Annotated in this window: 12 protein-coding genes; 8 read left to right on the forward strand and 4 right to left on the reverse strand. The window is 62.0% G+C overall.

Annotated features, from left to right (window positions below):
- The first annotated feature begins 81 nt into the window (after positions 1-81).
- Positions 82-1215, forward strand: a complete 1134-nt coding sequence (locus ACZ0AI_RS21635) for an HPP family protein (RefSeq protein ID WP_463563630.1) — start codon at positions 82-84, stop codon at positions 1213-1215.
- Positions 1216-1304: 89 nt separating this feature from the next.
- Positions 1305-2165 carry a LysR family transcriptional regulator gene (locus ACZ0AI_RS21640; protein WP_463563631.1) on the forward strand — a complete coding sequence of 287 codons (861 nt, stop codon included), beginning with the start codon at positions 1305-1307 and terminating at the stop codon, positions 2163-2165.
- A gap of 224 nt (positions 2166-2389) precedes the next feature.
- On the opposite strand, the gene ACZ0AI_RS21645 is transcribed toward ACZ0AI_RS21640, so the two are convergent.
- From ACZ0AI_RS21645 to gatC, 4 genes are all read right to left on the reverse strand, one after another.
- Positions 2390-2761 (reverse strand): septal ring lytic transglycosylase RlpA family protein, encoded by a 372-nt coding sequence (locus ACZ0AI_RS21645; RefSeq protein WP_463563632.1) that lies wholly within the window; start codon positions 2759-2761, stop codon positions 2390-2392.
- A gap of 209 nt (positions 2762-2970) precedes the next feature.
- Positions 2971-4419, reverse strand: coding sequence for an Asp-tRNA(Asn)/Glu-tRNA(Gln) amidotransferase subunit GatB (gene gatB, locus ACZ0AI_RS21650; RefSeq protein WP_463563633.1), 1449 nt, complete (start codon positions 4417-4419; stop codon positions 2971-2973).
- A gap of 14 nt (positions 4420-4433) precedes the next feature.
- Entirely contained in the window at positions 4434-5885 is a 1452-nt protein-coding gene (gene gatA / locus ACZ0AI_RS21655) for an Asp-tRNA(Asn)/Glu-tRNA(Gln) amidotransferase subunit GatA (RefSeq protein ID WP_463563634.1), read from the reverse strand.
- Between the two features lie 15 nt (positions 5886-5900).
- Positions 5901-6188: an Asp-tRNA(Asn)/Glu-tRNA(Gln) amidotransferase subunit GatC gene (gatC, locus tag ACZ0AI_RS21660; protein ID WP_463563635.1), complete on the reverse strand. Its 288-nt coding sequence runs from the start codon at positions 6186-6188 to the stop codon at positions 5901-5903.
- Positions 6189-6542: 354 nt separating this feature from the next.
- On the opposite strand from gatC, the gene mreB reads away from it, so the two are divergent.
- From mreB to ACZ0AI_RS21690, 6 genes are all read left to right on the forward strand, one after another.
- Complete coding sequence (gene mreB / locus ACZ0AI_RS21665; RefSeq protein ID WP_225835269.1) at positions 6543-7580, forward strand: rod shape-determining protein MreB; 1038 nt, start codon at positions 6543-6545, stop codon at positions 7578-7580.
- A 154-nt stretch (positions 7581-7734) separates the two neighbouring features.
- Positions 7735-8670: a rod shape-determining protein MreC gene (gene mreC / locus ACZ0AI_RS21670; RefSeq protein WP_463570130.1), complete on the forward strand. Its 936-nt coding sequence runs from the start codon at positions 7735-7737 to the stop codon at positions 8668-8670.
- Positions 8667-9155: a rod shape-determining protein MreD gene (gene mreD, locus ACZ0AI_RS21675; protein WP_463563636.1), complete on the forward strand. Its 489-nt coding sequence runs from the start codon at positions 8667-8669 to the stop codon at positions 9153-9155. Before mreC ends, mreD begins: the two co-directional genes overlap by 4 nt.
- A gap of 35 nt (positions 9156-9190) precedes the next feature.
- The gene (locus tag ACZ0AI_RS21680; RefSeq protein WP_463563637.1) at positions 9191-9772 is read left to right on the forward strand and encodes a Maf family protein; all 582 of its coding nucleotides are present in this window, start codon (positions 9191-9193) and stop codon (positions 9770-9772) included.
- Between the two features lie 96 nt (positions 9773-9868).
- On the forward strand, positions 9869-11326 hold the full coding sequence (gene rng, locus ACZ0AI_RS21685) for a ribonuclease G (RefSeq protein ID WP_463563638.1): 1458 nt from the start codon (positions 9869-9871) through the stop codon (positions 11324-11326).
- 31 nt (positions 11327-11357) lie between these two features.
- Positions 11358-15185: a YhdP family protein gene (locus ACZ0AI_RS21690; protein ID WP_463563639.1), complete on the forward strand. Its 3828-nt coding sequence runs from the start codon at positions 11358-11360 to the stop codon at positions 15183-15185.
- Positions 15186-15188 lie beyond the last annotated feature (3 nt).

Below are 15188 nucleotides of genomic sequence, written 5' to 3' on the forward strand. Positions count from 1 at the left end.
GACGGATACTCCTGCCAGCCGCCTGTGGCGGTACACAGCGGGCCTTTCACTTGAGAGGCTCGATCTTTTCGACGATAGCCGATGAAATCCCTAGCGCACTTCCCCCAGTGGCTGTCTGCCTTACTGCCTGATTCTCTGCATACCCGACCTCGTGAATGGAGCCGCGCCGCGCTTGGTGCCGCGACGGGTTTTCTGTTCAGCACCTGGGTGTGCAGCCATCTGTTCGGCCTGCACATGACCGTGCATTTTTCCGGGCCACTGGCGGCCTCGGCCGTGCTGTTGTTCGCAGTCTCTTCCGGCGCGCTGGCGCAGCCCTGGTCGATCCTCGGCAGCTACCTGTGTGCCTCGGTGGTCGCCCTGACGGTCACCCACTTCATCGATCACAGCCTGGCTGGCGCCGCGCTGGCGTTGGGCCTGAGCCTGTTGCTGATGTGCCCGTTGCGTTGCTTGCATCCGCCAGCGGGTGCCATCGCCTTCTGCATGGTGTTCGCCACGCCGGCGCCCGGAGAGCCATTCTGGCAGCCGGCGCTGGTGGCGATGACCGCCGGCCTCGGCCTGCTCGCCTGCGCGCTGCTCTACAACAACTTGACCCGCGTGCCTTATCCCCGGCTGCATCCGGGAGCATCTGCGGCGCATCACACCCGCGATCCGTTACCCAGTGAGCGCGCAGGCTTCAACGCTGACGATCTGGATCACGCGCTGGACGAACTGGGCTCCTTCGTCGATATCACCCGCGAAGACCTCGAGCTGATCGTGCGCAGTACCGAGAAGCACGCGCTGCGCCGTAGCATGGGCGACATTCGGGCCGGGCAGATGATGTCCCGCGACCTGATCTACGCCACGCCGGAAACGGCCGTCGCCAAGGGCCTGTACCTGCTCACTCATCATGGCCTCAACGCCTTGCCGGTTCTCGACAAGAGTAAGCAGTTGGTCGGTATCGTCAGCCTGGTGGATCTGGTCGGTGCCATACGTGCCAACAGTTTCAACCTGCGCGCGATTCTCGGCCTGGAAAAGAAGCAGGTGCTGGGCGAGTTTATGACCTCGCCCGTGCAGTCGGTGGGTGTCGATGCCCATGTCGTCGACCTGATCGCGCTGCTCTCGGATGATGGCCTGCATTGCCTGCCGGTTTTGGATAACGGAGGGCTGGTCGGGATGATCACCCAGACCGATCTGGTCGCGGCACTGCATCGGGATCTGCTCAGGCACCTCGACTGATCCATCGAATGATTCGCCTTGCCCCCTTACACTGCACATCGGATCAGGCTTGAGGAGTCGTCAGTGCCAACCGCGCTGGCTCAGCAAAGATGGATATCGACCTTACCCGCACCTTTCTGGAAATCGTCCGCAGCGGCAGCTTCATCGCCGCTGCCGAGCGCCTGCACGTCACCCAGACGGCGATCACCGCGCGCATCCAGAAGCTCGAAAACCACCTCGGCAGCACGTTATTCGTGCGCAACCGTGCGGGTGCGCGACTGACTGCCGATGGCGAGGCGTTCGTTACCTATGCGAGCCAGATCCAGCAGACCTGGGAAGCCGCGCAACGTGATCTGCCGCTGCCCGATGGGTATCAAAACGTCATCCATATCGGCGGCGAAGTCAGTCTGTGCAGCCCGCTGATGCTGCATTGGGTAAGCGCGATTCGGCAATCCATCGACGGCTACGCAGTGCGCGCGCAGATCGGTGACGGGGCTGGTCTGCTGCGCCAGCTGGAACTTGGCGTGCTGGATGCCGCGCTGGTCTATCAGCCCAGCTACTGGGCTGGTATGCAGGTCGAGCAGATTCTCGAAGAGAAACTGATCCTGGTGAAGGCGACGAACCCCGAGCCCTATGTCTACATCGACTGGGGCGACAGCTTCCGCGCGCAGCACGACCGCGCCCTGCCGGACAAGGCACGTGCGCCGGTGTCGTTCAATCTCGGCCCGTTGGCGTTGCAGTACATTCTGGAACACGGTGGCTCCGGTTACTTCCGTACCCGGGTGGTGCAGAGCTATCTGGACAGCAAGGTGCTGGAGCGGGTGAGCAAGGCGCCGGAGTTCAGCTATCCGACCTACCTGGTCTACTCTCGCGAGCGCGATTCGGCGGCCCTACAGCAGAGCTTCGCCTTGCTACGTGAGATCGTCGCCCAGGATACCGACTGGTCACAGCGCTGGGATCCGGCGCTCTAGGGTCTGTTCACGATCTTTCGGCTCGAATTCATCGCTTTGCCTGCAAAAAGGCGATAGCGGCCAGCCGCGTAACTCGTAGGAGGGGCTTTAGCCGCGAGCTCTTTGCACCCCAAAAAAGCTCGGGGCTAAAGCCCCTCCTACAAAATAAACTCTGCTCACCGCCCGCTTCTGCCTTGTAGCAGTCTCTTTATGCCACCTAAAAGATCGTGAACGTACCCTTCGTCTTACTTCACGCTTTCCACCCGCACCGGCACCACGCCGGAACGAATCATGTCCAGTGACTCTGCAGCCTTGCGCGACACATCGATGATCCGCCCGCGAGCGAAGGGACCACGGTCGTTGATGCGCAGCACCACGCTGCGGTCGTTATTGAGGTTGGTGACCTTCACCCGGGTGCCAAAGGGCAGGGTGCGATGGGCGGCGGTCATGGCGTTCTGGTCGAAGCGCTCGCCGCTGGCGGTCTTGTTGCCGTGGTGCGCCTTGCCGTAATACGAGGCCTTGCCGTCAGCGCGGTAGTCACCGGGTACACCACCTCCAAAGCTGCTACAGCCGGCGAGCAGGCTGAACAGCACCAGCAGAACCGATAATCGACGCATTGCTTCTCTCCATACTCATACGTCAGGCACAAAAACGCCGGGAAATCAGGCTGTGTGAAAACTACTGCGCTCGGTCATGCGGCGTTAAAAACCAGCTCAAAATGCTCATTTACAACTCGTAAACTGCGCTTTTTCGCCGGTTTTTGCCTTGCCTGACCTTCGCTCGCTACGTTTTCACAAAGCCTGAAACCCCGGCGTTTTCAAATCGCTCAGCCTTCGAGCTTTTTCTTCAGCAGTTCGTTCACTTGCCCCGGGTTGGCCTTGCCCTTGGAGGCTTTCATGGCTTGGCCGACGAAGAAGCCGAACATCTTGCCGCGCTTGGCTTCGTCGCTGGCGCGGTACTGTTCGACCTGCTCGGCGTTGGCGGCCAGCACGTCGTCGAGCATCGCTTCGATGGCGCCGGAGTCAGTGACCTGCTTGAGACCTTTCTTCTCGATCACGTCGTCCGCCGTTGCGCCTTCACCAGCGGCCAGTGCTTCGAAGACCATCTTGGCGATCTTGCCGCTGATGGTGTTGTCCTTGATGCGCAGGATCATGCCGCCCAGTTGCTCGGCGGAAACCGGCGACTGGTCGATCTCCAGGTTGTCCTTGTTAAGCAGGCTGGACAGCTCGCCCATCACCCAGTTGGCTGCCAGCTTGGCGTCACCACAGGTTTTTTCGACCACTTCGAAGTAGTCGGCCAGCTCACGGCTGGCGCTCAATACGCTGGCGTCGTAGGTCGACAGCGCGTACTGGCTTTCGAAGCGCTCGCGTTTTTGCGGTGGCAGTTCGGGCAACTTGCCGCGCAGGTCATCGAGGAAGCTCTGCTCGATCACCACCGGCAGCAGATCGGGGCAGGGGAAGTAACGGTAGTCGTTGGCTTCTTCCTTGCTGCGCATGGAGCGCGTCTGATCCTTGTTCGGGTCGTACAGGCGGGTTTCCTGAACTACCTTGCCGCCATCTTCGATCAGTTCGATCTGGCGCTGCACTTCATGGTTGATGGCTTTTTCGATGAAGCGGAACGAGTTGACGTTCTTGATCTCGGCGCGGGTGCCGAACTCGGCCTGGCCTTTCGGGCGTACCGACACGTTGCAGTCGCAGCGCAGCGAGCCTTCGGCCATGTTGCCGTCGCAGATACCGAGGTAGCGCACCAGGGCGTGGATCGCCTTGACGTAGGCCACCGCCTCTTTGGCGGAGCGGATGTCCGGCTCGGAGACGATTTCCAGCAGCGGCGTGCCGGCACGGTTCAGGTCGATGCCGCTCATGCCCTGGAAGTCTTCGTGCAGGCTCTTGCCAGCGTCTTCTTCCAGGTGTGCACGGGTGATGCCGATGCGCTTGACGGTGCCGTCTTCCAGGGTGATGTCGAGGAAGCCCTTGCCGACGATGGGGTGATCCATCTGGCTGGTCTGGTAGCCCTTCGGCAGATCCGGGTAGAAGTAGTTCTTGCGGGCGAAGACGTTGCGCTCGGCGATCTCGGCGTCGATGGCCAGGCCGAACTGGCAGGCCATGCGCACGGCTTGCTCATTGAGCACCGGCAGGGTGCCGGGCATGCCGAGGTCGACCAGGCTGGCCTGGGTGTTGGGCTCGGCGCCGAAGGTGGTGGCGCTGGCCGAGAAAATCTTCGATTGAGTGGTGAGCTGAGCGTGGATCTCGAGCCCGATCACTGTTTCCCATTGCATATATTGATCCTTCCTCAGAAGCCGCTCGGTGCTTGTTTATGCCAGTCGCTGATCTGCTGATACTGATGTGCGACGTTCAGCAGGCGGCCTTCCTGGAAGTAGTTGCCAAGCAACTGCACGCCGACCGGCAGGCCGTCGACGAAGCCCGCAGGCATCGACAGGCCGGGGATGCCGGCGAGGTTGGCGGTGATGGTGTAGATGTCTTCCAGGTAGGCCGACACCGGATCCGCGTTCTTCTCGCCCAGTTTCCAGGCCAGGTTCGGCGTGGTCGGGCCGAGGATTACGTCGACTTCTTTGAAGGCGGCGACGAAGTCGTTCTTGATCAGACGGCGGATTTTCTGCGCCTTGAGGTAGTAGGCGTCGTAGTAGCCGGCGGACAGCGCGTAGGTGCCGACCATGATGCGGCGCTTCACTTCTGCGCCGAAGCCTTCTTCGCGCGAGCGCTTGTACAGGTCTTCGAGGTTGGTCGGGTTTTCGCAGCGGTAGCCGAAGCGCACGCCGTCGAAACGCGACAGGTTGGAGCTGGCCTCTGCCGGTGCGATCACGTAGTAGGCGGGAATCGCGTGCTGCATGTTCGGCAGGCTGATGTCCTTGACGCTGGCGCCGAGGTTTTTCAGCTCCTCGACCACGGCCATGACTTTTTCGCCGATGCGGGCATCGAGGCCGGCGCTGAAGTATTCCTTCGGCAGGCCGATGCGCAGGCCGGCCAGCGGCTGGGCGAGGGCGGCGAGGTAGTCATCCACCGGTTGATCGACGCTGGTCGAATCCTTCGGGTCGAAACCGGCAATGGCGCCGAGCAACAAGGCGCAGTCTTCGGCGGTGCGGGCCAGTGGGCCACCTTGGTCGAGGCTGGATGCGTAGGCGATCATGCCCCAGCGCGACACGCGACCGTAGGTCGGCTTGATGCCGGTGAGGTTGGTCAATGCAGCCGGCTGGCGGATCGAACCGCCGGTGTCGGTGCCAGTGGCGGCCGGCAGCAGGCGCGCGGCAACTGCGGCAGCCGAACCACCGGAGGAGCCGCCAGGCACGCGGGTTAGATCCCAGGGGTTCTTGACCGGGCCGTAGTGGCTGGATTCGTTGGCCGAGCCCATGGCGAATTCGTCCATGTTCAGCTTTCCCAGGGTCACGGTGCCGGCGCTGGCCAGCTTCTCGACCACCGTGGCGTTGTAGGGGGCCTTGAAACCGGTGAGGATTTTCGAGCCGCAGCTAGTCAGCACGCCTTGGGTGCAGAACAGATCCTTATGGGCGATTGGCGCCCCAAGGAGTGGATTGCTTTCACCGGCAGCGCGGCGCGCATCAGCGGCCTTGGCCTGTTCCAGTGCAAGGTCGGCGGTCACGGTGATGAAGCTGTTGAGCTGCGGATCGAGCTGCTCGATGCGAGTCAGCAGGCTCTGGGTCAGCTCTGCGGATGAGAATTGCTTGTCGGCGAGTGCGCGAGCGATCTCGGCCAGGGTCATGTGATGCATGGCAGGACGCTTTCCTTACTCGATGACTTTGGGAACCAGATACAGGCCGCTTTCCACGGCCGGGGCGATAGCCTGATAGGCGTCGCGGTGGTTCGCTTCGGTAACCTCGTCGGCGCGCAGGCGCTGAGTGGTTTCCAGCGGGTGGGCCAGCGGCTCGATGCCGTCGGTATCGACCGCCTGCATGCTGTCGATCAGGCCAAGGATGCTGTTGAGCGTTGCAGTGGTATGTGGCAGTTCGCCTTCACTCAAGCCCAGTCGGGCCAAGTGTGCGATCTTTTCCACTTCGGAGCGTTCAAGCGCCATCGGGTTCTCCCTATAAAGGCAGCCGCTACAGGGCTACCAGTGAAAATATGAGCGGTTGCCATGCACGGGGGGCAGGGAACGGATGCGTCTGGCCGGCGGTCAAAGGCGGCGATGTGCGGCTTGAGCAGGTGCTGGTAGTGCGTGACAGTTTTTCACTACTGCCATCGCAACTGGCGAAGATGTCGCAAAGCCGCGGAAAACAGGCAATCTAACATATTGGTGCCTTGCTCAAAATCCCTGCCGTTGTTAGAGTTTGCCGCACTTTTTACCTGCGTGTTTTCACGCGCGAGCTTTTTGCCTGCGTGTTTTCTTGCGCTGTATCTTTACCCACGCGTTGCCTAGGGTCCTTATCCCATGTTCAAAAAACTGCGTGGCATGTTTTCCAGCGATCTCTCGATTGACCTGGGCACTGCCAATACCCTTATTTATGTTCGCGAGCGCGGCATCGTCCTGAACGAGCCGTCGGTCGTCGCCATCCGTACCCATGGCAATCAGAAAAGTGTTGTAGCCGTTGGCACCGACGCCAAGCGCATGCTCGGTCGTACGCCGGGCAATATCGCCGCCATCCGCCCGATGAAAGACGGCGTGATCGCCGACTTCAGCGTCTGCGAGAAGATGCTGCAGTACTTCATCAACAAGGTTCACGAAAACAGCTTCCTGCAGCCTTCGCCGCGTGTGCTGATCTGCGTGCCGTGCAAGTCGACCCAGGTCGAGCGCCGTGCTATCCGTGAATCCGCGCTGGGCGCTGGTGCTCGCGAAGTGTTCTTGATCGAAGAGCCGATGGCGGCTGCCATCGGTGCCGGCCTGCCGGTCGAAGAAGCTCGTGGTTCGATGGTCGTCGATATCGGCGGTGGTACCACTGAAATCGCGCTTATCTCCCTGAATGGTGTGGTGTACGCCGAATCCGTGCGGGTGGGTGGCGACCGTTTCGACGAAGCCATCATCACTTACGTGCGTCGTAACTACGGCAGCCTGATCGGTGAGTCCACCGCCGAGCGCATCAAGCAGGAAATCGGTACCGCCTACCCAGGTGGCGAGCTGCGCGAAGTCGATGTACGTGGCCGCAATCTGGCTGAAGGCGTTCCACGCGCTTTCACCCTGAACTCCAATGAAGTGCTGGAAGCGCTGCAAGAGTCGCTGGCTACCATCGTGCAAGCGGTCAAAAGTGCGCTGGAGCAATCACCTCCAGAGCTGGCCTCGGATATCGCCGAGCGTGGTCTGGTGCTGACCGGCGGCGGCGCGTTGCTGCGTGACCTGGACAAGCTGCTGTCCCAGGAAACCGGCCTGCCGGTGATCGTCGCCGAAGACCCGCTGACCTGCGTCGCCCGTGGCGGCGGTAAGGCGCTGGAAATGATGGATCGCCACACCATGGATCTGTTGTCCACCGAGTAAGCCGCCCGCCATACGCTGCAGCAGCCTCGAAGCCGCCTGCAGCTTCGAGGTAAGGGTCATTGACGCAGCGCGCGGCTTACGCTGAAGCGTCAATGATCCTAGCAGCGAGGTAATCCCTATAAAGCCGCTATTCGCCAAAGGTCCTTCGCTCGGTATACGCCTATTGGTGTTCGCCGTGCTGTCGGCTGCGCTGATGGTCGTCGATGCTCGCTTGACTGTCCTGCAATCGGTGCGCAGCCAGCTCGGCCTGATCGTCGAGCCGGTGTACTGGCTTGGCCGCTTCCCCGTTACCCTGTGGGAAAGCGCGACCCAGGAGCTCAGCTCGCGCAATGAGCTGACGGCCGAGAACGAGAAACTCAAGGCCGAGCAGCTGATGATGCAGCGCCGCCTGCAAAAGCTGGCGGCGCTGACCGAGCAGAACGTACGCCTGCGCGAGCTGCTCAACTCGTCCGCGCTGGTCGATGATGAGGTGCTGGCCACCGAATTGATCGGTATCGACCCCAACCCCTTCACTCACCGCATTCTCATCGACAAGGGCGAGAAGGATGGTGTGGTGCTCGGCCAGCCAGTGCTCGACGCGCGCGGCCTGATGGGCCAGGTGGTCGAGGTGATGCCTTATACCTCGCGTGTGCTGCTGCTCACCGATACCACCCACAGCATTCCGGTGCAGGTCAATCGTAACGGCTTGCGAGCCATCGCCACCGGCACCGGTAACCCGGAGCGCCTGGAGCTGCGTCACGTGGCAGATACTGCGGACATCAAAGAAGGTGATCTGCTGGTCAGCTCTGGCCTGGGGCAGCGCTTCCCTGCTGGCTATCCGGTGGCTACGGTGACCGAAGTGGTGCACGACTCCGGACAACCCTTCGCCATCGTGCGTGCCGTGCCGACCGCCAACCTCAATCGCACCCGTTACATGCTGCTGGTGTTTACCGACCCACGCACACCGGAACAGCGTGCTGCCGAATCGGCGGAAGCGCAGGAAGAGGTTGATCGCAAGGCGCTCGAGGGCGAGATGCCGTCCGAGGCCATGACTCCGCCTGCCGATGAGCCGAGCCCGGCACCCGCCAGCGGTGAGGAGGATAGCCAATGATCGCTGCCCGTTCGAATAACGTCTGGGTCATCTGGATCAGTATGAGCCTGGCGCTGCTGCTCAGCGTTTCCACATTGCCACGCTTCATGGAGATCGGCCGCCCGCTCTGGCTGGCGCTGTTTCTCACCTATTGGGTATTGGCAGTGCCTCATCGCGTTGGGATGACCAGCGCCTGGTGCGTCGGCCTCCTGGCCGATGTGCTCAATGGCACCTTGCTGGGGCAGAACGCGCTGATTCTCACCCTGATCACTTTTCTGGTGCTGAGCCTGCATCAGCGTTTGCGCATGTTTCCCATGTGGCAGCAGAGCATGGTGTTGCTGGTGGTGTTCGGTGTGGCACAGCTGGTGCAGTTATGGCTCAACGCGCTGACTGGTAGCCGGCCACCAACCCTGACGTTCGTGCTGCCAGCGCTGGTCAGTGCCTTGCTCTGGCCGTGGGTCTGTACGCTGTTGCGCGCCGTGCATCGACGTCTAGGTGTCAATTGAAAACGCGCTGCGGCGCCTGACTGCGAGACGTCTGCATGGCAACGCTTTACTTGGCCTCCGCTTCGCCGCGCCGCAGCGAACTGCTAACGCAGATCGGCGTTCCTTTCCTCACCCGGATCGTGCCCATCGACGAAACGCCGCAGTCCGGCGAGGCACCGGCGGCCTACGTCGAGCGTCTGGCTCGGGCCAAGGCGGCGGCGGTGCTCGATAGCCTGCCCGAGCGTGAGGGTGCGGTGGTGCTGGGTTCCGATACCGCGGTGGTGCTCGATGGTCGCATCCTCGGTAAGCCTCTCGATCGCGCCGACGCGGTGGCCACGCTGACAGCCTTGTCCGGTCGTGAGCATCAGGTGCTGACCGCTGTCGCGCTGACCAGCGATAAACGCGGCAGCGCCCGTGTGGTGACCAGTACAGTGCGTTTCAAACCGCTCAGTCAGGCACAGATCGAAGCGTATTGGGCCACTGGCGAGCCGCGCGACAAGGCGGGTAGTTATGGTATTCAGGGGTTGGCTGCGGTTTTCGTCAGCCAGATGCAGGGTAGTTATTCGGCGGTAGTCGGTCTGCCGTTGTGCGAGACTGCCGAGCTGCTCGCGGAATTCGCGATTCCGTGCTGGCAATGACTGCCAGCGCATAACCCAGAGGTTGCAGGCTGCGATGTGCTGGGCTCATTTGAGTCTGCCGCTGCTTTCAGCTTCATCTCAAACAGAGATGGGCGCATGAGTGAAGAAATCCTGATCAACATCACGCCGATGGAATCGCGCGTGGCGGTGGTGGAAAACGGTGTCCTGCAGGAAGTGCATGTCGAGCGTACCCAGCGCCGTGGCATCGTCGGCAATATCTACAAAGGCAAAGTGGTGCGTGTACTACCTGGCATGCAGGCGGCTTTTGTCGACATTGGCCTGGATCGCGCGGCGTTCATTCATGCTTCGGAGATATCCAGCCGTGAAGGCAGTGCGGTGGAAACCATCAGCGCGCTGGTGCACGAGGGCCAGAGCCTGACGGTGCAGGTCACCAAGGATCCGATTGGCAGCAAAGGCGCACGGCTGACCACTCAGCTGTCGATCCCCTCGCGCTATCTGGTGTATATGCCGCGCACCAGCCACGTGGGCATTTCCCTGAAGATCGAAGACGAAGCCGAGCGCGAGCGCCTCAAGCAGGTGGTCGCCGATTGCGTCGCCGCTGAAGGTATCGAAGAAGCCGGTGGCTTCATCCTGCGTACTGCCGCCGATGGCGCACGCGGCGAAGAGATCCTTGCGGATATCCGTTATCTGCGCCGTCTGTGGACGCAGATCGGCGAGCAGATGAAGAGTGCGTCTACCCCCTCAGTGATCTACGAAGACCTCAGCCTGGCCCTGCGCACCCTGCGCGATCTGGTCGGCCCGCGCACCGAGAAGATTCGCGTCGACTCCCGGGAAACCTTCCAGAAGATTACCCAGTTCGTCGCCGAACTGATGCCGGAGATCTCCGATCGGCTGGAGCATTACCCGGGCGAGCGGCCGATCTTCGATCTGCATGGCATCGAAGACGAGATCCAGAAGGCGCTGGAGCGCAAGGTACCGCTCAAGTCCGGTGGTTATCTGATCATCGACCCGGCTGAGGCGATGAGCACCATCGACGTGAATACCGGCGCCTTCGTCGGCCATCGCACGCTCGAAGAAACCATCTTCAAGACCAACCTCGAGGCGGCTACCGCCATCGCTCGGCAACTGCGCCTGCGCAACCTGGGCGGGATCATCATCATCGACTTCATCGACATGGAAGACGAAGAGCATCAGCGCCAGGTGCTGCGTACCCTGGAGAAACAGCTGGAGCGTGATCACGCCAAGACCAATATCATCGGCATCACCGAACTCGGTCTGGTGCAGATGACCCGTAAGCGTACCCGGGAGAGCCTCGAGCAGGTGTTGTGCGAGCCCTGCAGCCACTGTCAGGGTCGTGGCAAGCTGAAAACTGCGGAAACCACCTGTTACGAGATCTTCCGCGAGATCCTTCGTGAGGCTCGTGCCTATCAGCCTTTGGGCTACCGCGTGCTGGCCAATCAGAAGGTGGTCGACCGCCTGCTCGACGAAGAGTCGGGCAACGTCGCCGACCTCGAAGCATTCATTGGACGAACCATCAAGTTCCAGGTCGAAACCATGTACTCCCAGGAACAATACGATGTGGTGCTGCTATAACGAGGCCCGGCCTGACCGGGGCGTGAACTGAATGGAGCGGCTGGGGCTGGCGTTCGCTGCGCTGCTGCGTTGGAGTCTGGGGCTATGCGCCCTGGGTTTGGTGCTGGCCGCCTTTTACGTGAGCCTCGGTCGTCAGTTGGTGCCGCTGGTTGCTGAGTACCGGGAAGAGGCACAAGCCCAAGCCACCCAGGCACTGGGCTTGCCGGTCACCATTGGTGCTCTGGAAGGTCATTGGAGTGGTTTCTCGCCATTGCTGACGGTGCGCGATCTTAGCCTTGGCGAGGGTGACCAAGGTCTGGCCCTGCAGCATGTGCGGGTGGTGCCCGACCTGCTTGGCAGTCTGCTGGCCTTGCAGCCGCGTATCGCCGAGCTGCAACTCGACGGCCTGAGCCTGACGCTGCGCCAGGACGAGCAGGGCGCATGGAGCGTCGAAGGCCTGCCGCAGCGGCAGAATCAGCCGCCGCTGGATGTCGCCAAGGTGCTGCGCCAGTCGCAGATGGTCAGCCGCATCGCCTTGTTCGACAGCCAGGTGAGCGTTCAAGCTCAGGATCTGAAACCCTTCAGCCTCACGGCCATCAACCTGAGCCTGAGCAATGGCAGCGCCCGCCAGCGTCTGGATGCCCGCGTGCAACTGCCGGACGGTCAGCCGCTTGCCCTGCAGGTGCGTACGCGCATGCAGGCCGAACACTGGCAGGATATGCGCGCCGAGTTCTACCTCAGCGCACCGCAGAGCGACTGGGCCACCTGGCTGCCGCCAGCCCTGACCCGCGAGTGGCACCTCGACCACCTGCAACTGGGTGGCGAGGCGTGGGGGCTCTGGGACAAGCGCAACCTGCAACGTGCCGTCACCCGCCTGCACGCCCCGCAGTTCGAGGGACGTTATGGCAAGCGTAAGGCCGTGGCGCTGAATGACCTGTCCCTGAATGCCTATTTCGAGCGCAAGGACGGCGACTTCGATCTGTTGCTCGACGACTTCGCCTTTAGCCGTGGCGAAAACCGTTGGGGCGAGACGCGTATCGCCCTCGGCCACCAGGCGGCCAGCGGCGAGCAGTCCCAGCGCTGGAGCCTGAGCGCCGATCGCCTCGACGTCGGCCCTCTGGTGCCTTTGGTGGAAGGCCTGGCGCCGATGTCGGAAACTGTCCTTGACCTGCTGCAGACCCTCAAGCCCCATGGCGCCTTGCGCAACCTCAATGCCAGCTTCCGCCCCGAGTTCGAAGGGTCGGAGCGCCTGCAATTTTCAGCAAACCTGGAGCGCGTCGGCTTTTCCGCCTGGCACGCCTCACCTGCCGTCGAGAATGGCAGCGGCAGCATCACAGGCGATCTGGGCCAGGGTGAGCTAAAGGTCGACAGCGAAGACTTCTCCCTGCACCTCACCACCCTGTTCCCCAAAGCCTGGAAGTATCAGCAAGCGAAGGGCCGGCTGACCTGGACGCTCGACGATCAGGGCTTCACCCTGCGCGCGCCGTACCTGCAGGTGCAGGGCGAGGAAGGCAAGATCGCCGGTGATTTCCTGATCCGCATGCTCAAGGATCCCGAGCGCGAGGACTACATGGATCTGCGTGTCGGTATGCGTGACGGCGATGCGCGGTTCACCGAGAAGTACCTGCCGACGCCCGTGCTCAGTCCGGCGTTGGACGAGTGGCTGAAAACCGCGATTCGCGGTGGCAAGGTCGAAGAGGGTTATTTCCAGTATCAGGGTTCGATCAATCGCAACCCGGATCCTGCCGTGCGCAGCATCAGCCTGTTCTTCGCGGTGCAGGATGCCGAACTGGCTTTCCAGCCCGGTTGGCCAGCGCTGCACGATGCCCGTGGTGAGGTGCTGATCGAGGACAGTGGCGTCCGAGTGCGCGTGTCGGAGGGGCGTATCCTCGACAGCCAGGTGCGTGAGGCCTATGCCGACATCGCCCATGTCGATGCTGGAGAAACACCGCACCTCAAGCTCAAGGGCAAGCTGCAGAGCAGTGTCGGTGATGGTTTGAAGATCCTTCAGGAAACGCCCCTCGGGGTTGCTGATACCTTCGCCGGCTGGAAAGGCGCAGGTGCCCTGAGTGGTGCGCTGGATCTGGATATCCCTCTGCAGAAGGGCGAACAGGCCAACGTGGTCGTCGACTTCAGTGCCGACAAGGCCTCGTTGAGCATCAGCAAGCCGGCGCTGGAACTGAGCGACGTGACCGGAGACTTTCGTTTCGACACCAGCAAGGGCCTTAGCGCGCCCTCGATCAGCGCCCGTGCGCTGGGCCATGCGGTGACCGGCAAGGCCATTGCCGATGGCCGGCCCGGCCATCCGCGCAGCCGCATCGAGGCCAATGGCATCATTCCGCTGAGCAATCTCACCGGCTGGCTGGGTGTGAAACAGCCGTTGCCGGCCCAAGGCAGCCTGCCGTATCGCCTGCGCCTGAGTCTCGAAGGTACGGACAGCCAGTTGCGAGTCGATTCCAACCTCAAGGGCCTGAGTATCGGACTGCCCGCTCCGTTCGGCAAAACTGCCAGCGAGGAGCGCTATGCCGACTGGCGCATGAATTTCGGTGGGCGCGAGCAGCGTTACTGGCTCGATTACGCCAACGTTGCCAGCTTTACCTTGGCGGCGCCGCCCGGGCAGTTCAACCAGAGCCGCGGTGAGCTGCGCCTGGGCGACGGCCCAGCGATCCTACCGACTTCTCGTGGGGTGCGTGTTCGGGGTCGGGTCGCAGAAGTGAATCTGGCGGCCTGGCAGGAGGTCATCAAACCCTACGAGCAGACTTCGCGTCAGGATGCCCAACAACTGTTTACCGATGCCGAGCTGCGTATTGGACGTTTCGAGGGGCTTGGCCAGAAGCTCGATGATCTCGACGTCGGCTTGCGGCCCATCGATGGCGGCTGGTCGTTGAGTCTGGACAGTACGCTGGCCAAGGGCCGCGTCGACCTCTTCGAGGCGAGTGGCAAGCCCATCGTCGCCAATCTGGAATATGTGCGCCTGCCGGCCGCCAAGCCGAAAACCGCTGATGCGCCGGAGCCCGAGGCACCCGATCCGTTGGCTGATTTCGATCCGCGACAGATTCCGGCGCTGGATTTGCGCGTTGCCCATGTATTCCAGGGTGACGACGACATGGGGGCCTGGTCGTTGAAGGCACGTCCGGATGGCCAGGGCGTGCAGTTCAGCGATCTGGATATCAACCTTAAGGGGCTGCGCCTTGGTGGTGCCATCGGCTGGCAAGGTGTGCCGGGGCAGACGCGTAGCTGGTACAAGGGGCGCATGCAGGGCGAAAAGCTTTCCGAAGTCCTCAAGGCTTGGGGTTATGCCCCCTCGGCGACCAGCGAGAGCTTCCGTCTGGACGCCGATGGGCACTGGCCTGGTTCGCCGGCCTGGTTCAGCCTCAAGCGTTATTCGGGCAGCCTCGACGCGTCACTGCGCAAGGGCCAGTTCGTCGACGTGCAGGGCTCGGCGTCGGCGCTGCGGGTGTTCGGCCTGCTCAATTTCAACTCCATCGGTCGCCGTCTGCGCCTGGATTTCTCCGATCTGCTCGGCAAGGGCCTGAGTTATGACCGGGTCAAAGGCAACCTGAATGCAACGGATGGTGTGTTCGTTACTCAGGAGCCGATCACCATGACCGGCCCGTCGAGCAATCTGGAGCTGAACGGCACCCTGAACATGATCGACCAGGGCATCGATGCCAAGTTGCTGGTGACCTTGCCAGTCACCAACAACCTGCCGCTGGCGGCCCTGATCGTCGGCGCGCCAGCCATTGGGGGCGCCCTGTTCATCGCCGACAAGCTGCTCGGTGACCGCGTGGCGCGTTTCGCCAGCGTGCAGTACGACGTCAAGGGCACCCTGCACGATCCGCAATTGACCTTCGACAAACCGTTCAAGAAACCCAACTGACCC

The sequence above is a fragment of the Pseudomonas sp. AC355 genome (assembly GCF_979258205.1).

Coding starts and splice junctions, on each gene's coding strand:
- gatA (WP_463563634.1), bottom strand. CDS start 5,885: ATGCATCACATGACCCTGGCCGAGATCGCTCGCGCACTCGCCGACAAG.
- mreD (WP_463563636.1), top strand. CDS start 8,667: ATGATCGCTGCCCGTTCGAATAACGTCTGGGTCATCTGGATCAGTATG.
- ACZ0AI_RS21645 (WP_463563632.1), bottom strand. CDS start 2,761: ATGCGTCGATTATCGGTTCTGCTGGTGCTGTTCAGCCTGCTCGCCGGC.
- gatC (WP_463563635.1), bottom strand. CDS start 6,188: ATGGCGCTTGAACGCTCCGAAGTGGAAAAGATCGCACACTTGGCCCGA.
- mreB (WP_225835269.1), top strand. CDS start 6,543: ATGTTCAAAAAACTGCGTGGCATGTTTTCCAGCGATCTCTCGATTGAC.
- gatB (WP_463563633.1), bottom strand. CDS start 4,419: ATGCAATGGGAAACAGTGATCGGGCTCGAGATCCACGCTCAGCTCACC.
- ACZ0AI_RS21690 (WP_463563639.1), top strand. CDS start 11,358: ATGGAGCGGCTGGGGCTGGCGTTCGCTGCGCTGCTGCGTTGGAGTCTG.
- ACZ0AI_RS21640 (WP_463563631.1), top strand. CDS start 1,305: ATGGATATCGACCTTACCCGCACCTTTCTGGAAATCGTCCGCAGCGGC.
- ACZ0AI_RS21635 (WP_463563630.1), top strand. CDS start 82: ATGAAATCCCTAGCGCACTTCCCCCAGTGGCTGTCTGCCTTACTGCCT.
- rng (WP_463563638.1), top strand. CDS start 9,869: ATGAGTGAAGAAATCCTGATCAACATCACGCCGATGGAATCGCGCGTG.
- ACZ0AI_RS21680 (WP_463563637.1), top strand. CDS start 9,191: ATGGCAACGCTTTACTTGGCCTCCGCTTCGCCGCGCCGCAGCGAACTG.